At 63.5% G+C, this 17,754-nt stretch carries 18 protein-coding genes and 1 riboswitch; of the genes, 11 read left to right on the top strand and 7 right to left on the bottom strand.

Annotated features, from left to right (window positions below):
• Positions 1–10 precede the first annotated feature (10 nt).
• From D0T21_RS01740 to D0T21_RS01730, 3 genes are read right to left on the bottom strand one after another with little or no spacing between them, the layout of a single operon-like run.
• Positions 11–1,204 carry a WG repeat-containing protein gene (locus D0T21_RS01740; protein ID WP_116994256.1) on the bottom strand — a complete coding sequence of 398 codons (1,194 nt, stop codon included), beginning with the start codon at positions 1,202–1,204 and terminating at the stop codon, positions 11–13.
• Positions 1,205–1,243: 39 nt separating this feature from the next.
• Entirely contained in the window at positions 1,244–1,444 is a 201-nt protein-coding gene (locus D0T21_RS01735; protein ID WP_020702248.1) for a hypothetical protein, read from the bottom strand.
• Between the two features lie 54 nt (positions 1,445–1,498).
• Positions 1,499–4,324 carry a pitrilysin family protein gene (locus tag D0T21_RS01730; protein ID WP_116988130.1) on the bottom strand — a complete coding sequence of 942 codons (2,826 nt, stop codon included), beginning with the start codon at positions 4,322–4,324 and terminating at the stop codon, positions 1,499–1,501.
• A 96-nt stretch (positions 4,325–4,420) separates the two neighbouring features.
• Positions 4,421–4,562, top strand: a riboswitch (FMN riboswitch).
• 96 nt (positions 4,563–4,658) lie between these two features.
• Here D0T21_RS01730 and ribB point away from each other — a divergent pair.
• Positions 4,659–5,321 (top strand): 3,4-dihydroxy-2-butanone-4-phosphate synthase, encoded by a 663-nt coding sequence (gene ribB / locus D0T21_RS01725; protein ID WP_116988129.1) that lies wholly within the window; start codon positions 4,659–4,661, stop codon positions 5,319–5,321.
• Here ribB and D0T21_RS01720 read toward each other — a convergent pair.
• Positions 5,318–6,706 carry an MFS transporter gene (locus D0T21_RS01720; RefSeq protein WP_116988128.1) on the bottom strand — a complete coding sequence of 463 codons (1,389 nt, stop codon included), beginning with the start codon at positions 6,704–6,706 and terminating at the stop codon, positions 5,318–5,320. The genes ribB and D0T21_RS01720 overlap by 4 nt on opposite strands.
• 109 nt (positions 6,707–6,815) lie before the next feature.
• Between D0T21_RS01720 and D0T21_RS01715 the strand changes: the two genes are divergently transcribed.
• The 6 genes from D0T21_RS01715 to D0T21_RS01690 are packed head-to-tail and all read left to right on the top strand — an operon-like array spanning position 6,816 to position 11,051.
• Positions 6,816–7,682, top strand: coding sequence for a LysR family transcriptional regulator (locus D0T21_RS01715; RefSeq protein ID WP_116988127.1), 867 nt, complete (start codon positions 6,816–6,818; stop codon positions 7,680–7,682).
• 50 nt (positions 7,683–7,732) lie between these two features.
• Positions 7,733–8,521 carry an ABC transporter permease gene (locus D0T21_RS01710; RefSeq protein ID WP_116988126.1) on the top strand — a complete coding sequence of 263 codons (789 nt, stop codon included), beginning with the start codon at positions 7,733–7,735 and terminating at the stop codon, positions 8,519–8,521.
• A 13-nt stretch (positions 8,522–8,534) separates the two neighbouring features.
• The gene (locus D0T21_RS01705; RefSeq protein ID WP_116988125.1) at positions 8,535–9,503 is read left to right on the top strand and encodes an MlaD family protein; all 969 of its coding nucleotides are present in this window, start codon (positions 8,535–8,537) and stop codon (positions 9,501–9,503) included.
• Positions 9,500–10,171: a hypothetical protein gene (locus D0T21_RS01700; RefSeq protein WP_116988124.1), complete on the top strand. Its 672-nt coding sequence runs from the start codon at positions 9,500–9,502 to the stop codon at positions 10,169–10,171. Before D0T21_RS01705 ends, D0T21_RS01700 begins: the two co-directional genes overlap by 4 nt.
• On the top strand, positions 10,168–10,674 hold the full coding sequence (locus D0T21_RS01695; RefSeq protein ID WP_116988123.1) for a DUF2867 domain-containing protein: 507 nt from the start codon (positions 10,168–10,170) through the stop codon (positions 10,672–10,674). Before D0T21_RS01700 ends, D0T21_RS01695 begins: the two co-directional genes overlap by 4 nt.
• A 26-nt stretch (positions 10,675–10,700) precedes the next feature.
• A complete protein-coding gene (locus tag D0T21_RS01690; RefSeq protein ID WP_116988122.1) occupies positions 10,701–11,051 on the top strand; it encodes a translation initiation factor Sui1 in 351 nt (116 codons plus the stop codon).
• Between the two features lies 1 nt (position 11,052).
• On the opposite strand, the gene D0T21_RS01685 is transcribed toward D0T21_RS01690, so the two are convergent.
• Positions 11,053–11,673 carry a cysteine hydrolase family protein gene (locus tag D0T21_RS01685; protein ID WP_116988121.1) on the bottom strand — a complete coding sequence of 207 codons (621 nt, stop codon included), beginning with the start codon at positions 11,671–11,673 and terminating at the stop codon, positions 11,053–11,055.
• Between the two features lie 107 nt (positions 11,674–11,780).
• Between D0T21_RS01685 and D0T21_RS01680 the strand changes: the two genes are divergently transcribed.
• Positions 11,781–12,770, top strand: a complete 990-nt coding sequence (locus tag D0T21_RS01680; protein ID WP_116989321.1) for a GlxA family transcriptional regulator — start codon at positions 11,781–11,783, stop codon at positions 12,768–12,770.
• A 12-nt stretch (positions 12,771–12,782) separates the two neighbouring features.
• Here the strand turns inward: D0T21_RS01680 and D0T21_RS01675 are convergent, their stop codons facing one another.
• The gene (locus D0T21_RS01675; protein WP_116989320.1) at positions 12,783–14,036 is read right to left on the bottom strand and encodes a DEAD/DEAH box helicase; all 1,254 of its coding nucleotides are present in this window, start codon (positions 14,034–14,036) and stop codon (positions 12,783–12,785) included.
• A 119-nt stretch (positions 14,037–14,155) separates the two neighbouring features.
• Between D0T21_RS01675 and D0T21_RS01670 the strand changes: the two genes are divergently transcribed.
• Entirely contained in the window at positions 14,156–15,145 is a 990-nt protein-coding gene (locus D0T21_RS01670; protein WP_116988120.1) for a dipeptidase, read from the top strand.
• A gap of 3 nt (positions 15,146–15,148) precedes the next feature.
• On the opposite strand, the gene D0T21_RS01665 is transcribed toward D0T21_RS01670, so the two are convergent.
• Positions 15,149–16,315, bottom strand: coding sequence for a mandelate racemase/muconate lactonizing enzyme family protein (locus D0T21_RS01665; protein WP_116988119.1), 1,167 nt, complete (start codon positions 16,313–16,315; stop codon positions 15,149–15,151).
• Between the two features lie 93 nt (positions 16,316–16,408).
• Here D0T21_RS01665 and D0T21_RS01660 point away from each other — a divergent pair, with 93 nt between their 5' ends.
• Both D0T21_RS01660 and D0T21_RS01655 read left to right on the top strand, forming a co-directional pair.
• Complete coding sequence (locus tag D0T21_RS01660; protein WP_116994255.1) at positions 16,409–17,326, top strand: LysR family transcriptional regulator; 918 nt, start codon at positions 16,409–16,411, stop codon at positions 17,324–17,326.
• A gap of 16 nt (positions 17,327–17,342) precedes the next feature.
• Positions 17,343–17,717: a DUF2946 domain-containing protein gene (locus tag D0T21_RS01655; protein WP_229211297.1), complete on the top strand. Its 375-nt coding sequence runs from the start codon at positions 17,343–17,345 to the stop codon at positions 17,715–17,717.
• The last annotated feature ends 37 nt before the right edge of the window (positions 17,718–17,754 follow it).

The raw sequence follows: 17,754 nt of genomic DNA, 5'->3' as shown, positions 1-17,754 counted from the left end.
TAAGGCATGATCAAAAGACCTCCACAACGGCAAGTCCCCAAATATTGAATGCTTCGGCGCCATCGAATTTAAACGCGATGGCCGTTCGTCCTTTGATATCGATGTATCCCCATTTCCCAGCTTTCTGGGCAACGGCAAGTCCCTGGCTGGAAAATTCTCCGGCCTGGGCAAAAGCAGGCGGGATGACGAATTCGCCGTGCGAATTGATGTATCCGCACAGCCCTTCCTTTCTCACCGCGGCAAGTCCTTGAGACGAAAACAGGCCTGCCGATTCAAATTCCGCCTTGACGGAAACTTCGCCCTGCAAATTGACGAAGCCCCAGTGAGCATTTCGAGTATCTTGAACCTGAACAAAGCCGTTTGCGTAACCATGGATAGTCAGTTCGTTTTTAGCGTACTTCCATTGGAACTTACCACTGGCGTCGATGTAACCACAATCTTCATCCCCGCAAACCTTGGTGAGTCCATCAGGCGAGTCAGCGCCGAATCCCCAGGCTAGCGAAAACTGCGGGGAGATAACGAACCGCCCGGTCCGATCAATGTATCCCCACTGGTTGTCGAGGCGCGCGGGTGCGAGGCCATTTGCAGCAAATGTGCCAAGCCCGGCAAAGTCAGTGTTGAACACCTTCCGCCCAGTTTGATCGATCAATTCGATATGCTCGCCCCTTGAAACGCGGGCAAAGCCATTGGCATCGAAAGCGCTGGCACGCAGGAACTGGGGCTTGATGACCCAATCGCCGTGTAAGTCGATGTAGCCCCATTTCGGCAAACGTTGGCCAACCTCTTGCGCAGCCGCCAGGCCATTGCTGGCAAACCGGGTTTGATTAAAAACCTCATCGTGAATCCCGGCCCAGGCATCTTGCGGCGAGATGACATAGCTGCCGGAGGCATTTATATAGCCCTTCTTTCCAGAAACCACTACTCCAGCCAGCCCGGACTCCGAAAACCCTTCGACGTCGTCAAACTTCAACGGGATGGCCTCTTCTCCGCGAGAATTGACGTAGCCAGCACGCCCATTCATCCTCACCGGAGCAAGCCCATTCGAGGCAAACGGGCCGATCCAGTCATATATGGGTTCTGCGACCACATCCCCATTGGTATTAATTAATCCATACTTTCCGTGTTTTGGTAGCGCGGGCGAAAGCGCAAAAGCCGCAGTCGAAAAAAACACGCCGCAAAAAAATAAGGATATTGATTTAATCAAGAATCCACACCTCGAATGTCTGTATGAATGCGTGCGTGATCAGGCCAGCGCTTCCTTCGCCGCCTGCTCGGGCGTCAAGCCATCGTAGAACAGATCCGTGAACCACTCGACCTGCTCTTCGATATGCTCCTGCGCCTGTTCCTGCGTGGCGCCGCCCTTTACCAGGAAGCCCTCCACTTCGATACACCAGTGGATCAGTTCCAGGGTTTCCGGGTCCAGCTCTTCTTTTTTCTTTGCCATGATAGTTCTCTACTTCGTGATGGATACAAGCCGCCAGTGTAACAGGCGGCCCGATTACTTCTCCGGATACAGCACCACCTGCACATAATTGTTGGTGTCGAAATAGCGCCTGGCGGCGTCTTTCAGCTCGGCCGCCGTCAGCGCGCCCACGCGCGATTCGTAGGTCAGCACATCGGCCGGATCGGTCTTGTTGAAGAAGGCGTTCATCAACACCGCCATCCAGTAGCCGTTCTCACGCAAGCCCTTGCGGTAGTTCTCGATCCAGGACGCCTTTACCTTGGCCAGGTCCGCGTCTTCCGCGCCGTTCTCCTTGATCTTGTCGATCTCCGCGAAGGTCGCTGCCAGCACCTTGTCCACATTCTCCGGCGCGCACGGCAGGTTGGCCGTGATCGAATAGTTCTGGTACGGGATGCGTTCCATGTTGCCGCGCACGCCGCCGCTGTACATCGCACCCATCTTCTCGCGTAGCACCTCGATCAGCTTGATGTTCAGCACCTCGATCAGTGCCTGCAGGCGCATGCGCTCCTGCGCCGAGAACGACGCCTCGCCGGTGAACGACAGCGAGATCGTGCTCTTGGGCTCAGAACCCGCATGCACTTCCTTCTTGACGACGCCACGCACCGGACGCACGCCTTCGTCCTTGAACGCCACCGGAATCTCGCCCACCGGCAGGCTGGCCAGATAGGTGGCGATCAGCGGCTTGATCTTCGCGACATCGAAGCTACCCGCCATGAAGAAGGTAAAGTCCTTGGCGCTGGCCAGGCGGCTGTTGTAAATGTCGACCACGCGGTCCATGCCCAGCTGGTCGAAGTCGGCCGGCTTCGGCGCCCGTTGCACGCGCGGGTTATTGTTGTACAGCGTCGCCGTGATGGTGTCGCTGAAGATCGACTCCGGCCGCGCCATATTGTTCTTCGCCAGTTCGCGCTGACGGTCCACGTAGGCGCTGTAGATCGCCGCATCCTTGCGCGGCTGCGTCATGTTCAGGTACACCAGCTGCAGCATGGTCTCGACGTCGCCGCTGCCGGAGCCGCCGCTGACCGTCTCGTTGATCGAACTGACGCTGGCATTGGCGCCCGCAGTCTTCCCGGCCAACACCTTCACCAGATCGCTCGGCGTGTAGTCGCGCACGCCCATCTGGTGCACGATGTTGCTGGCATAGCGCGCATTAAACAAATCCTGGTCGCCGAACAGCGACCAGCCGCCATAACGCAAGCCGGCCAGTATCACCTGGTCGTTATTGAAGTCGGTAGGCTTCAGCACCACCTTGACGCCGTTGCTCAGCGTGAGCTCCGTCAGCCCCAGCTTGACGTTGACGTTCTCGCTGACGATGCTGCCGGCCTTGGGCGGCGCCGCCATCAGCTGGCTGGAATAGATCTTCTCCTCCTGCGCCTTGACGCTGATCTTCTCGGCCGCGCTGGCGGTGGCCAGCAGCTCGTCGGCTTTGGGGGCCGGCACGCCCGTCGCCTCGGTACCCGTGTAGATCACCAGCTTGTTCTGGCTATCCGGGATCGCTGCCCGCACGGCGGCGTTCACCTCGGACAGCGCGATGCCCGGTATCAGCTCATTGGCGTAGCGGTACTCCATCGCGATGCCGGGTATGGTTTCTTTCTCGAGGAAGTTGCGGATGTACTCCGCCGCATAGCCGGCCGAATCGGATTTATCCCGCTCGTTGTACATGCGTTCGTAGTTGCGCAATATGCCCTTCTTGGCGCGCTCCACTTCGGACGCGGTAAAACCGTACTGGCGCGCGCGCTGGTCTTCCTGCACCAGCGCGTTGATGGCCGGCGTGGCGCCGCCCTTTCCCAGCACCGCGCCGGCGCCGAACGAGCGGTAGCCGCGCATCACGGAGCTCATGCCGCTGCCACCTTGCAGGAACGGCGGATTGGCTTGCTGCGTCAGCTCGTGCATGCGCTGGCTGAGGATAAAGCTGTACATATTCTCGATCAGCTTCTGGCGATAGTCGGCGATGGTGGTACCGGCCGGCCATTCCTGGATCGGGTAGCGGATGTAGACCGAGTTCGCGCCGATCTCCTTGTCCGTGAACACCACGCCCTCGGACTCCGCGCGCTCAGGGATCCTGGCGTACTCGCGCGGACGCTCGTTCTGCGGATTTTTCAGGCCGCCGAAATGCTGGGCTATCAGCTTTTCGGCATCGGCTGCTTCGATATCGCCGACCACCACCACCGCCATCAGGTCCGGGCGATACCAGTCGCGGTAAAAGCGCTTGACGGCGTCGTACTTGAAGCTCTTGAGGATGTCCTCTTTACCGATCGGCATGCGCTGCGCATAGCGCGAGCCGTTCAATATTTTCGGCAGCAGCACCTTGTTCATGCGGTCGTCCACGCCTTTGCCGAGCCGCAGCTCCTCCAGCACGATACCGCGTTCGCTGTCGATATCGGCATCGTTGAACGACAGGCCGTGCGCCCAGTCTTCCAGCACCTGGAAGCCCTGCTTCACCACCTCCGGCTTGTCGGTCGGTATCGGCAGGATGTAGACGGTTTCGTTAAAGGTGGTGTAGGCATTCAGGTCGGCGCCGAACTTCACGCCTATCGACTGCAGATAGGACACCAGCTCGTTGCGCTTGAAATTCGTCGAGCCGTTAAAGGCCATATGCTCGGTGAAGTGCGCCAGGCCTTGCTGGTCGTCGTCTTCCAGGATCGAGCCGGCCTTCACCACCAGCCGCAGCTCCAGCTTCTTTTCTGGACGGGTGTTCTTCTGCACGTAGTAAGTCAGGCCGTTGGCCAGCTGGCCCACCTTGACCTGCGGGCCGACCGGTATCGGATCGCTTAACTTCAACGGCGGCTGATCGGCGGCTTGCGCCATGAAGGAACACGCCAGAAGAACGGCGGCGGAGGCGCTACGCATTGTCATCAGCTTCATACCCGTTGCAAAAATAAGAAGGAAAAAAGCTACCTTACACTGAAATTCTTAATTTGGGCTAGAATCATTCCTCGCCTGCCAGCCGGCAGGATTTAACGACGTCTTCGGGGCGGGGTGCGATTCCCCACCGGCGGTAAAGCCAGCAATGGCCAAGCCCGCGAGCGCCTTCTTCGGAAGGGTCAGCAGATTTGGTGTGATTCCAAAGCCGACGGTATAGTCCGGATGAAAGAAGATGTGCGGTGACGCGGCCTCCTGCCCGAGCGATCGGTGTGGCGGGCCGCGCGTATTCGCTTGCCCTGTCGCGTTTTTCGCCTATTTGCGAGGAGCGTTCCACATGTTAGACCAACAATCCGCAGTATCCCCCTACTCCCTGGTTTCGGACGATCTGGAAGGCCGCATAGCAGCGGCGCTGGAAGCCATGCGCGCCGGCGTGCCAGTGATCCTGCTCGACGATTTCGACCGCGAGAACGAAGCGGACCTGATCGTCGCCGCCGAAAAAATCACCGTGCAATCGATGGCCATGATGATCCGCGAATGCAGCGGTATCGTCTGTCTTTGCCTGAGCGCCGACAAGGTGCGCACGCTCGAACTGCCGATGATGGCCGCCGATAACGGCAGCCGTTACGGCACGCCGTTCACGGTATCGATCGAAGCACGCGAAGGCGTGACCACCGGCGTCTCGGCGGCGGACCGCGTCACCACCATCCGCACCGCCATCGCGGCGAACGCGCAGCCGCGTGACCTGGTCCATCCCGGCCACGTGTTCCCGCTGCGCGCTACGCCCGGCGGCGTGCTGGCCCGCAAAGGCCACACCGAAGGCTCGGTGGACCTGGCGACCATGGCCGGCCTCAATCCGGCCGCCGTGCTGTGCGAGTTGATGAACCCGGACGGCACCATGATGCGCGGCGCCGACATCGAGCAATTCGCCGAACTGCACGGCATGCCCATCCTGACCATCGCCGAGATGATCGAATGGCGCACCACGCACGGCGTTTAAGCCGGCTTGCCCAGCTTGACGTAGCGGTACACCAGCGCTAGCGCGCCTGCGTATGCCGCCGTAATCAGGCAGAAGGCCAACGGCAAGCGCCACGCCCACTCTGGCACCATGTGCATCACGGTGCCCATCATCGCCACGCCGACCAGGGCGCCGATCTGACGATTGGCGTTCAACGCGGCGGCGGCGCTGTTGGAGTGCGCCTTGCCGGCCACCAGCATCACCGTCGCCGTCATGCCAGGTATCGCGACGCCGATCGCGAAGTTCATTGCCACGGCAGCCAGCACCAGCAGCCAGTAAGGCGTTTGCGGCGTCAGGCCGACCAGCATCAGGAACGCCATGCCCAAACCCACCATCAAACCGTACATCATCGGCGGCCGCGTGCCGACTCGCGCGGTGATACGCCCCGAAGTCAGGTTACCTGCAGCGAAAGCAGCCATCATCGGTATCAGTTTCAAGCCGGTGTGCAGCGCATCCGCGCCGGACTGCTGGATGTAAAGGCTAAGCAGGAACAGCTGGCCGAACACCGCAAAATTAATCAGGAAGCCGACACCGTTGGCCGCCGCAAAAGCCGGCGTATCGAACAGCGCCCGTGGCAGCAAGGGATGCGCGCCGGTGCGTTCGCGCCGCACCAACAGGAATGCCGCGAACGCCGTCGCCACCAGGGCGCCCAGCACCGGCGTCGAGCCCCAGCCCAGCGACGGACCTTCGATCAGCACAAAGCTCAGCCCCGCCAGCGCGACCACGCCCAGCAGATGACTCAACATCGACAGCGCGCGTTCAAGGCGCGGCGTGGCCGGAGCCACCATCTGCGTCAGCACGATGCCAAGCAGGCCGATAGGAACGTTCACCCAGAACACGCTGCGCCAGCCGAAGGTATGCACCAGCAGCCCGCCCACCAGCGGACCGGCCGCCGACGAGCAGCCGACGATCGCCGACCACGTGCCCAGCATGCGCGCGCGGGTGGCCTGGTCCTCGTAAGCGTGCGTCAATAAGCTGAGTGAACTCGGCATGAACAGCGCGGCGCCCGCGCCTTGCAGCAGCCGCGCGGCGATCAGCGCGTTGCCACTGGGGGCCACGGCGCACAGCACCGAGCCGAGAATGAAGACGCTCAAGCCGCCCTGGTATACGTTCTTCGGGCCGTAGCGGTCGGCCAGCGCGCCACCGGCCATCAGCAGCGCCGCGAAGGTCAGCGTGTAGCCATCCACCACCCACACCAGGCCTGTGAGCGGCACGCCCAGGCTGAGCGAGATATCGGATAAAGCGGTATTGACGGCGGTGACATCGATCATCGCCATCACGAAGCCTATGGCCAGTGTCATCAACACCAGCAAGGCGGGAATCTGGCGCGACGGGATCGCCGGCGCCACGGTGCTTGGGGTAGTCATGATGCTTCCTTCAGTGAGAGTGCATCGATGTTAGCCGCCTTGCATGATGCAGTAAATACGCATAATATCGGCACATCGATGCAAAAATGCATCACCACCGGATACCCGCATGGATTGGGACAACGCCAGGATTTTCCTCGCCATCTACCGCAAAGGCACGCTGCGCTCGGCCGCCGCCGCCCTCGACATCGATCAGGCCACCGTCGGCCGGCGCCTCAACGCGCTGGAAAAGTCGCTGGGCGCGCGCCTGTTCCTGCGCACGCCGTCCGGCTACCTGGCCACGCCCGCCGGCGAACTGGCCGTCACCGCCGCCGAATTGATGGAGCACGCGGCCTTGCAGTTCCAGCGCGAGATGCAGGGCATCGACAACCGCCTGTCCGGCATCGTGCGCGTCGCCACCTCGGACACCATCGCCAGCCACTCGGTGCTGGGCGCCATGCAGCGGCTGCACATCCTGCATCCGGAAATACGCGTAGTCCTGAGCACCAGCACCGAGATCAGCAACCTGACCCGGCGCGAGGCCGACCTGGCGGTGCGCACGCTCAAGCCCACCAGTCCCGACCTGATCTCGCGCCACCTGACCCGGCGCAGCATGGGCCTGTACGCCACGCCGGCCTACCTGGCCGAACGCGGCATGCCGGTCCAGGGCAACGGCATGCAGGGGCACGACATCATCATTTACCAGGGGGCGGTAGCGCCGCGCCACATGGAAAAGCTGTGCATGGAACCGATAGACCATGCGCGCGTGGCGATAGAAGTCAACAGCGGCATGGTGATGCTGGACGCCGCGCGACGCGGCATGGGCGTGGCCGAACTGCCCTGCCACATGGCCGACGGCGATCCCCGGCTCACACGCGTCTGGCCCGATCGCGTCGACCACTACGATGTCTGGCTGGTGATGCACAGCGACCTGAGTCGCAGCGCCCGCGTGCGCGCCGCCGCCGACGCCATCATCGCCACCTTCGCCGAAGAGTAGGCGCTAGTGGCGGACGTACGCCGATACTGTCGCGGTGCTAAGATGTCAATATGAGCATAGAAGCAGCTATCCCGTCGGCGCTAAAGCGCCCGATCCACGCAACCGTCACCTGGCTGAACAGCTGGTGGCGGCTGCTGCAATTCGCGGTGCTGATGCTGTCGCTGGCGTTCACCCCCGCCAGCTACGGCGGCGCCAACCGCAACCTGCTGGCACGCCACATCGTGCGCGACACCGCGCCCAACCTGGCCTGGTATGGCGTGCTGTCGGCGCTGGTCAGCCTGGTGCTGATCCGCATCGTGGTGGTCACCTCGCAAAGCTACGGCCTGTCGCGCTTCGCGCTGGAGATGGTGGTGCGGGTGCTGGTGCTGGAGCTGATCCCTTTGACCGCCGCCGCCTTCGTCGCGCTGCGCACCACCTTGCCCGCAGGGCTGGAGTTCTCGCAAAGCCGCAACAACGCCGTCAACACCAGCGACGAAGAGCTGCACCAGGAATTCTTCCCGCGCGTGGCGGCGGGCGTGTTCGCCGTCTGGATGCTGGCCGCAGTCAGCTGCGTGATGACGCTGATCCTCGCCTACCTGTCGATGTACGGCTTCACGCCCTGGGCGCTGCCCGGCTACACGCGCGTGGTCGGCCAGGTCTTCAATCCGGCGGTGGCGCTGATCCTGGCGCTGAAGATCGTCTTCTTCAGCTTTGCGGTCGGCCTGATACCGATGGCCTCCTCCTTCTACTTCGGCGCCAGCTATCGCGCCAAGGTCACGCACGGCCTGTACGACATGGTGCGGCTGTTCGCCGTGATGCTGCTGATCGAAATCGCCTCGTTGATGGGCAACTACTACTGAGCGGAATGGAATAATGAGCGAACCAACAAACGAAGCGGCGCCGGTGCGCAACGCGGAATTCAAGGCGGCCCTGCTGCTGGTGCTGATGGTGGTGCTGGTGGCCGGATCGGCGCTGTACCTGATGTACGCGCGCGGCGCCTTCGAATCGACGCAGACGCTGGTGCTGCAGGCGGACGACTCGGAAGGCGTCACCGTCGGCATGGACGTCACCTTCGCCGGCTTCCCGATCGGCCGCGTGCGGCGCATAGAACTGGGCAAGGACGGCAAGGCGCGCGTGATCGTCGACGTGCCGCGCGACGACGCGCACTGGCTGCGCAGCTCCAGCATCTTCACGCTGGAACGCGGCCTGGTGGGCGGCGCCAAGCTGCGCGCTTTCAGCGGCATTCCAACCGATCCGCCGCTGGAAGACGGCGCCGCCCGCGCGCTGCTGGTCGGCGACGCCGGTGCAGAGATTCCGCGCCTGCTGGCCGCCGCCAAGGATCTGCTGGAAAACCTCAACGCGCTGACGGCGGAAAACTCCGCACTGGCGGCAACCCTGGCCAACGTCCAGGGCGTGACCGGCAAGCTGAATGGCCCCAACGGCGCCATGGGCCTGATCGCCGGCGACGACAAGAACGCGCAACAGCTGGCGGAGCGCGCCAACAAGCTGCTGATCACCGTAAACGCGCTGGCCACCAAGGCCGATAGCCTGATCGGCCACGCCGACACCCAAGTCTTCGGCAAGCAGGGCGTGATGACGGATGCGCAAGCGACCATCGTGCAGCTCAACGGCCTGCTGGCGAACGCCCGCAACAGCCTGAAGAAAATGGACGCGGTGCTGATCGAAGCGCAGGCCGTCGGCGCCAACGCCAAGGAAGCCACCGCCGATCTGGGCACGCTGCGCGGCGAGGTGGAAAGCAGCTTGCGCCGGGTCGAGCAGCTGGTCAATGAGATCAACCGCAAATGGCCGTTCAAACGCGATACGGAAATCAAACTCCCATGAAGACCAACGCCCCACTGATCGCGACACTGCTCGCAGCCGCCCTGCTGGCCGCCTGCGGCAACAACCCGCCGGTGCCGGACTGGCAGATGAACGCGCAGAGCTCCATCGAACGTTCGACCGCCGCCTACATGTCCGGCAACGCCCGCGTGGAAGCGGCCGAGTACCAGCGCGCCCGCGAAGCGCTGGCCAGCACCGGCAAGGTCGACCTGATGATACGCGCCGAATTGATACGCTGCGCCGCCCGCGTCGCCTCGCTGGTGTTCGAAGACTGCGCCGGCTACGACAAGCTGTCGCAGGACGCCAGCCCGGCCGACCGCGCCTACGCCGCCTACCTGTCAGGCCGCGCCACCGCTGCCGACGCCGCGCTGCTGCCGGCGCAGCACCAGCCGGTCGCCTCGGCATCCGGCGACGCAGCCGCCGCCAGCGCCGCGCAAGCCATCGCCGATCCGCTGTCCAAACTGGTGGCCAGCGGCGTGCTGCTCCGCGCCGGCAAAGCCACGCCGAAAGTCCTCAGCGACGCCGTGAACACCGCCTCCGCCCAAGGCTGGCGCCGTCCGCTGCTGGCATGGCTGGGCGTCCAGGCCATGCGCGCCAGCCAGGCAGGCGACACCGCAGAAGCCCAACGCATCCAGCGCCGCATCAACCTCATCACAGAAAAGCCGCTATGACCGCCACGATATCCACCATCGACGTCCCGCCGCAAAGCGAAATATCCCGCCATCTGGACGACGCTTACTACTACGATTGCTACGAAACGGCGATCCAGCCCACCACGCAATCCGCGCTCGCACTGTATTTGCAGGTGGTGGCCGGTACGCCTGGTTGGATCAACACCTTGATGGCGCTGCGTAATCGCGTGGTTGGCCTGGTCGGCCTGAAGAACCTGGGAGGCCTTGGCGACGTCAACGCCGCCAAGCCGGCCAGCGACTACCGCGTCGGCGACCGCGTCGGCATCTTCTCGATCCGCTACCTCAGCGAGCAGGAAGTCATCCTCGGCGACAGCGACAAGCACCTGCACGTCGAAGTCTCCGTCTGCAAGCTGCAGGACAAGGTCGCCGTCAGCACCGTGGTCCACATCCACAATCTGCTGGGCCGCGTCTACATGCTGTTCGTCACCCCCATGCATAAGCTCATCGTTCCCGCATCGATGCGGAATGCCCGTTTTTTGTAGCCCGGCTTCTGCTAGAATCCCGGTCTATGAACACCCGACTCGTCTACTCCACTGAGACCGGCCGCATGTGCCCCGATTGCGGGCAGCCGGTCACCGATTGCCGCTGCAAGGCCGCAGCCAAATCCAAGCCCGCCGGCGACGGCGTCGTGCGCGTATCGCGCGAATCGAAGGGCCGCGGCGGCAAGACCGTCACGCTGGTGAAAGGCCTGGCGCTGGACGCCATCGCCCTCGCCCTGCTGGGCAAGCAGCTGCGCAGCGCCTGTGGTTCCGGCGGCACCGTCAAGGACGGCGTCATCGAAATCCAGGGCGACCACTGCGACCTGGTGATGGAAGCCCTGAAAAAACAGGGCCACCAAGCCAAGCGCACTGGCGGCTAGTTCACTGGCGGGTACGCTGGTTCGACAGATAGATATTGTCGCGTTCCAGCTTGCTGCCGTCGCGCACGGCGGCCTGCCACGTTTCAGTACTCACCACCGCACCAAAGTTGGAATGGAACACCGTGTTGAACACGCGGTGGATCTCTTCCGCACTGACCTTGCCGGCCGCGTTCTCGTACGGCAGCGCGCCGGTGGCATCCTCCAGCACCTCCACTTGCAAGCCGCGATGCATCGCCTCGTAGATGGTAGACGCATTGCAGTTGTGCGTCATGTAGCCGACGATGGTCAGCGTATCGATGGCCTTTTCTTTCAGCCATTCGGCCAGGTCCGTCCCGGTGAACACGCTCGCCATTTTCTTGTTGATGAAATGGTCGTGCGCGCGCTCTGCCACCACGGGATGCAGCTTCCAGCCATCCGACCCAAGGCCGAAGATCGGCGAAGCTTCCGGCGCGTCATGCTGCACCACCACCACCGGTATGCCCGCTTCGCGCGCGGCGTCCATGGCGCGGCCGATATTCGGCAGCGAGGTCTCAACCGGCGGATATTCAATCTTCATCTTGCCAGTGAAGTATTCGTTTTGTACGTCGATAACGATCAAGGCACGGCGTGGGGTTGCGGTCATGATTTTCTCCTGTAGGATAAGGCGGAAGCGCCCGGTGAGTGACATTGTCCGTCGCCGTGCTGTTATTCAAAAGTGGCCCGAAGGCCACCATGCGATATAATCAGGCCATGTCCGCACGCACCTCGCCCATCCAGAAATTCCGCATCGCCGTCATCGCCTTCGACGGCATCAACCCGTTTCACCTGTCGGTGCCGTGCCAGGTATTCGGCGCCCAGCGCGCCGACTGCGAGAGCGCGACCTTCGACGTCAAGGTGTGCGCGGAAGACGCGGGGGCGCCGCTGACCACCACCGCCGGCTTCGAAATCGTCGCGCCCCACAGCCTTGCCGCCCTGGCCCGCGCGGACATCGTCATCCTGCCATCATGGCACTCCGACTGCCGCCCGGCGCCCGCCAGCCTGCTGCAAGCCTTGCGCAAGGCCCACCAGCGCGGCGCGCAGGTAGTGGGCTTGTGCATAGGCGCGTTCCCGCTGGCGGAAGCGGGCCTGCTGGACGGCTTCTCAGCCACCACGCACTGGGCCAACGCCGACACCATGGCCGAGCGCTATCCCAAGGTCCGGGTCGACCGTGAAGTCCTATATGTCGATGAAGGGAAAGTGGTCACGTCGGCCGGCGTGGCGGCAGGCCTTGATTGCTGCCTGCACTTGCTGCGGCAGCTGTGCGGCGCGGAGATCGCCAATCGCGTGGCGCGCCAAATGGTGGTCGCGCCGCACCGGCAAGGCGGGCAGGCGCAGTTCATCGAGCGTCCGCTGCCCGTCAGCGGCAGCGACGACCGCTTCGCTCAAGTGCTGGCATGGGTAGGCGAGGATTTGACGCAAAACCACAGCATCGACGCGCTGGCCGAACGCGCCTTGATGAGCCGCCGGAATTTCACCCGCCACTTCCGCCAAGCCACCGGCACCTCGGTCAAGCAATGGCTGCTCAACCAGCGGCTGGCCCACGCCCAGCATCTGCTGGAGAGCAGCGAAGTATCGATCGAGATGGTGGCGCAGCAGGCCGGATTCGGTTCCGCGCTGTCGCTGCGCCAGCATTTCCGGACGGCGTTACGGACCTCGCCGTCCGAGTACCGCAAGTTGTACCGCTCCGCCGTATTGGATTGACGGCGCGAGGACTTACTCGCCGGCCGCCGCGGCGGCTTCGCGCAGCTTGTCTTTCTTGCTCTTGCGTTTGCCCTTGATGCCGCCGTTGACGGTATCCGTCACCGAATCGGCGGCAACTGGCGGCAGCGTCTCCACCGCCTCAAAACCGGCGATCTCTTCGCGCGGCAGCAGAATCTCCTGGCGCTTTTCGATCAGGCGGAAATGCTGCTCCGTCTCCGCGCTGACGAAGCTGATCGCCACGCCGCTCTCACCCGCGCGGCCGGTGCGGCCGATGCGGTGCGTGTAATCCACCGCCGAACGTGGCAAGTCGTAATTGACCACCGCCGGCAGACGGGCGATATCGATACCGCGCGCCGCCACATCGGTCGCCACCAGCACCTGCAAGCGGCTGGCCTTGAAATCGCCCAGCACCTCGGTGCGCGCCCCCTGGCTGAACTCACCATGGAAAGCGCCGGCGCGGATGCCGTTGCGGTTCAGCTTATCGGCCACATGCTCGGCCGCGTATTTGGTCGCGACGAACACCAGCACCCTGCTCCACTTGTGCTCCTGGATCAGATGCTTGAGCAGCATGGTACGGCGCGGCACGTCGACCATGATCGCGCGCTGCTGGATATCCGGTTTGCTCAGCGGCTCGGACAACACCTCGATGCGCGTCGGCTGGTGCAGCATGCCGTCGGCCAGCGCCTGCACCGCCGGCGGGAAGGTCGCCGAGAAGAACAGGTTCTGGCGCTGCTTGGGCAGCAGTTCCAGAATGCGGTTCAGTTCTTCGCTGAAGCCCAGGTCCAGCAGGCGGTCCGCCTCGTCCAGCACCAGCATCGCCGTGCGCGAGATCTTCAGCGCATTGTGGTCGATCAGGTCCAGCAGCCGTCCCGGCGTGGCGATGACGATATCGGCGCCGCCGCGCAGCGCCATCATCTGCGGATTGATCGACACGCCGCCGAACACGATCGACACCTTGACCTGCATCGGCAAATGCGCCACCAGCTTGCGGATCGACTCGCCCACCTGCGCCGCCAGCTCGCGCGTCGGCACCAGGATCAGGCCATGCAGCTGGCGCGGGCCGTTGCGGTTGTCCAGCAGCGATTGCAGCAGCGGCAGTGCGAAGGCGGCGGTCTTGCCGGACCCGGTCTGCGCCGCGCCCAGCACGTCCTCCCCGCGCAGAATGGCGGGAATGGCGGCGCTCTGGATGGCGGTCGGCTCCTGGTAACCGATTTCGGTAACGGCGTTAATCAGTGAGGGAGCAAGGCCCAGCGAAGAAAAAGACATGTTGGCCTTAATAGTGTGAATCACGCCAGTATAAAGCATGCGCGCCACACCCCGGCCGCTCCGATTTGCCCTGGACACGCATTCGTGGGAATATAGCATTTTTGACAAAGCCTACAACCATGATCAACTGGGACGCCCACGCTTGCCTGCCGCAGCATCCGCAAGCCGACTTCACGCCCGTCCAGAAGCTGCACGCCGCCGGGGTGAACTACGTCTCGCTCAACGTCGGGGGCGACATGAACCCGATCTCACAAGTGATGTCCGTGATCGCCGGCTACCGCGCCACCATCGCCTCCGACCCGGACCGCTACGTCCTCATCTCCAGCGTGGACGACGTGATCCAGGCCGCCGCCGACGGCCGCATCGCCATCAGCTTCGACCTGGAAGGCGCGATGCCGCTGCTGGACCAGCCGGAGATGATCGCCCTGTATGCCCAACTGGGCGTGCGCCAGATCCACTTCGCCTACAACCGCAACAACAACGTCGCCGACGGCTGCCACGACCTGCCGCGCGGCCTGACGCAACTCGGCTACAGCATGGTGGGCGCCGTCAACGACGCCGGCATTCTGATGGACTGTTCGCATACGGGCCGCCTGTGCAGCCTCGATATCATGGCCGCGTCGTCACAGCCGGTGATCTTCAGCCATGCCAATCCGTACGCGCTGGTGCAGCACGGCCGCAACGTCACCGATGAACAGATCCGCGCCTGCGCCGTCACCGGCGGCGTGGTGTGCGTGTCCGGCCTGTCGTGGTTTTTGGGGAAAGAGCATCCTGGCGCCGACGACGTCGCGCGCCACGCGGCTTACGTCGCGGACCTGGTGGGCGTATCGCACGTCGGGATCGGCCTTGACATCTGCTTTCAGCAGCCCGGCCTGGACGACACGCCGCCCGGCGACTTCGACCCAGGCTACTGGTGGCCCGCCTCCGCCGGCTACAGCGCCAGCCGTCCACCGACCTTCACGCCGCCGGAAGTCTGGCGCCAGCTGGCCGCCGCGCTGCGCAAGGTCGGCATGAGCGACAGCGAGACCGAGCTTGTCATGGGCCGCAACATGATGCGCGTGGCGCAGCAGGTCTGGAGCAAGCCGCAGGCGCTGTTGAAGGCCGCCTGACGATCAGGCGCTGAGCGCCTTCATCTCCGCGTACAGGTTGGCCTTGCCCTCGAAGCCGATGCCGCTCAGGTCCGGCATCGTGATGTAGCCGTTGTCGACGCTGACGCCATCCGGGAAGCCACCGAACGGCTGGAACAGGTCCGGGTAGGACTCGTTGCCGCCCAAGCCCAGCCCCGCCGCGATGTTCAGCGACATCTGGTGGCCGCCGTGCGGGATGCAGCGCTTGCGCGACCAGCCATGCTCGTGCAGCATGTCCAGCGTGCGCAGGTACTCGACCAGGCCGTAACTCAGCGCGCAATCGAACTGCAACCAGTCGCGGTCCGCGCGCATGCCGCCGTAGCGTATCAGGTTGCGAGCATCCTGCATCGAGAACAGGTTCTCGCCGGTGGCCATCGGCTTGTCGTAGTAATTGCGCAGCGTGGCTTGCAGTTCGAAGTCCAGCGGATCGCCCGCCTCCTCGTACCAGAACAGATCGTACTGCGACAAGGCCTTGGCGTAGGCGATGGCGGTATCGAGGTCGAAACGGCCGTTGGCGTCCACCGCCAGCTTCTGGCCGTCGCCCAGCACGCTGAGGATGGAATCGATGCGGCGCAGGTCTTCGTCCAGCGAGGCGCCGCCGATCTTCTTCTTCACCACCGTGTAGCCGCGATCGATATAGCTGCGCATCTCGTCCTTCAGCGCGTCGTGGCTCTGGCCCGGGTAGTAGTAGCCGCCCGCCGCGTAGACGAAGATCTTCTTGTCCGGCGTGCCGTTGCCGTAGCGGTCCGCCAGCAGCTGGAACAGCGGCTTGCCTTCGATCTTGGCCACCGCGTCCCAGATCGCCATGTCGATGGTGCCGATGGCTACCGAGCGCTCGCCGTGGCCGCCCGGCTTCTCGTTGGTGTACATGCAGTCCCACACCTTGTGCGGATCGAGGTTGGTGCCGGCTTCGTTCATCAGCGAGACCGGATCGGCTTCCAGGATGCGCGGGATGAAGCGTTCGCGCATCAACATGCCTTGGCCATAGCGGCCGTTCGAATTGAAGCCATAGCCCACCACCGGCTTGCCGTCGCGGATCACGTCGGTGATCACCGCCACCAGGCTCAAAGTCATCTTGCTGAAATCGATGTAGGCGTTGCGGATCGGGGAGCTGATCGGGATGGTCTTTTCGCGGATCTCGACGATTTTCATTGTGTTGTCTCCAGTGGGCTAAGAATGGAAGCAAGCTTACTCTTGAAAACCAGTCGTATAATTCACTGACATTTACTCCTTTATACACTTCAAGTGAATAATGACATCGTCTCCGAACTGTCCTTCTTCGTGCTGCTGGCTAAGCTGGGCAGCCTGTCCGCCACCGCGCGCGAGTTGGGCATTACGCCGCCCGCCGTCACCAAGCGCCTGATGCTGATGGAGCAGCGCCTTGGCGTACGCCTGCTGAACAGCACCACGCGTCGCGCCAGCCTGACCAGCGAGGGCGAAACCTATCTGTCGCAGGCGGTGCGCATCCTCGGCGATATCCGCGACATGGAGGAATCCGTGTCGAGCAGCCGCGCCGCGCCCAAGGGCCTGCTGCGCGTGAACGCCACGCTGGGCTTCGGCCGCACCACCATCGCGCCGCTGGTCTCCGCCTTCTCGCGCCGTTATCCCGATGTGGAAGTGCAGCTGCAACTGACCGACCGCGCCATCAACCTGGTGGAAGACGCCTACGACCTGGGCATCCGCTTCGGCGAGCTGCCCGATACGCGGCTGGGCGCGCGCAGGATCCTGTCCAACCAGCGCTTCCTGTGCGCCTCGCCGGCCTACCTGAAGCGCCATGGCGCGCCGCGCCTGCCGCAGGATCTGGCGCAGCACCGCTGCATCCTGCACCGCCAGAACAACGACACCCCCAGCACCTGGAAGCTGGTGAAAGGCCGCAAGTCCGAAACGGTGAAGGTGCACGGCAGCCTGTCCAGCAACGACGGCGACGTGGTGCTGGGTTGGGCGCTGGACGGCCACGGCATCCTGCTGCGCTCCGAGTGGGACGCCGCCAAGTATCTCGACAGCGGCCGCCTGCAAGTGGTGCTGGCCGATTACACCCTGCCCTCGGCTGACCTGTACGTCTACTATCCGAGCCGGCAGCAGCAGCCGGCCCGCGTGCGCGCCTTCATCGACTTCCTCGCGGAGAGCATTCCGGCAGCGGCAAACAAACGGCATCGGATATAATGACAACATGATCGAAATGGCAAAACGACAAACGCTGCACATCTGGATAGCCTTGCTGGCAATCCTGTTCAGCGCACTCGCGCCTTCGATTTCGCACGCACTGGCCAATGCCGGCGCCGACGCCGTGGAAGTCTGCACGGTGAACGGCTACAAACTGGTCAAGCTCGCCGCTGGCGACAACAACAAAGCCCCCGCGTCCGCCAAACACGGCATGGAGCATTGCGCGTTCTGCGCCATCCATGGCGGCTCCGACGCCATCCCCACAGCACCGGCTACCGTGCTGCTTGCGGATGGCGGCCGCGCTATCTACCCTGCCCTCTTTTACGCCGCCCCGCAGCCGCTGCACGCATGGTCTGCGGCCCACGCGCGCGCACCGCCTTTCCTCGCCTGATCCCGTATCACCGGCGCGCGTTTGTGCGCCAGATCAA

This window comes from Duganella sp. BJB476, from assembly GCF_003416895.1.
In the GTDB taxonomy this organism is placed as follows: domain Bacteria; phylum Pseudomonadota; class Gammaproteobacteria; order Burkholderiales; family Burkholderiaceae_D; genus Rugamonas.
Note: the sequence above shows the minus strand (reverse complement) of the source record. Positions and strands in the feature narration are given on the sequence as shown.

Coding starts and splice junctions, on each gene's coding strand:
- D0T21_RS01735 (WP_020702248.1), bottom strand. CDS start 1,444: ATGGCAAAGAAAAAAGAAGAGCTGGACCCGGAAACCCTGGAACTGATC.
- D0T21_RS01730 (WP_116988130.1), bottom strand. CDS start 4,324: ATGAAGCTGATGACAATGCGTAGCGCCTCCGCCGCCGTTCTTCTGGCG.
- ribB (WP_116988129.1), top strand. CDS start 4,659: ATGTTAGACCAACAATCCGCAGTATCCCCCTACTCCCTGGTTTCGGAC.
- D0T21_RS01720 (WP_116988128.1), bottom strand. CDS start 6,706: ATGACTACCCCAAGCACCGTGGCGCCGGCGATCCCGTCGCGCCAGATT.
- D0T21_RS01715 (WP_116988127.1), top strand. CDS start 6,816: ATGGATTGGGACAACGCCAGGATTTTCCTCGCCATCTACCGCAAAGGC.
- D0T21_RS01710 (WP_116988126.1), top strand. CDS start 7,733: ATGAGCATAGAAGCAGCTATCCCGTCGGCGCTAAAGCGCCCGATCCAC.
- D0T21_RS01705 (WP_116988125.1), top strand. CDS start 8,535: ATGAGCGAACCAACAAACGAAGCGGCGCCGGTGCGCAACGCGGAATTC.
- D0T21_RS01700 (WP_116988124.1), top strand. CDS start 9,500: ATGAAGACCAACGCCCCACTGATCGCGACACTGCTCGCAGCCGCCCTG.
- D0T21_RS01695 (WP_116988123.1), top strand. CDS start 10,168: ATGACCGCCACGATATCCACCATCGACGTCCCGCCGCAAAGCGAAATA.
- D0T21_RS01690 (WP_116988122.1), top strand. CDS start 10,701: ATGAACACCCGACTCGTCTACTCCACTGAGACCGGCCGCATGTGCCCC.
- D0T21_RS01685 (WP_116988121.1), bottom strand. CDS start 11,673: ATGACCGCAACCCCACGCCGTGCCTTGATCGTTATCGACGTACAAAAC.
- D0T21_RS01680 (WP_116989321.1), top strand. CDS start 11,781: ATGTCCGCACGCACCTCGCCCATCCAGAAATTCCGCATCGCCGTCATC.
- D0T21_RS01675 (WP_116989320.1), bottom strand. CDS start 14,036: ATGTCTTTTTCTTCGCTGGGCCTTGCTCCCTCACTGATTAACGCCGTT.
- D0T21_RS01670 (WP_116988120.1), top strand. CDS start 14,156: ATGATCAACTGGGACGCCCACGCTTGCCTGCCGCAGCATCCGCAAGCC.
- D0T21_RS01665 (WP_116988119.1), bottom strand. CDS start 16,315: ATGAAAATCGTCGAGATCCGCGAAAAGACCATCCCGATCAGCTCCCCG.
- D0T21_RS01655 (WP_229211297.1), top strand. CDS start 17,343: ATGGCAAAACGACAAACGCTGCACATCTGGATAGCCTTGCTGGCAATC.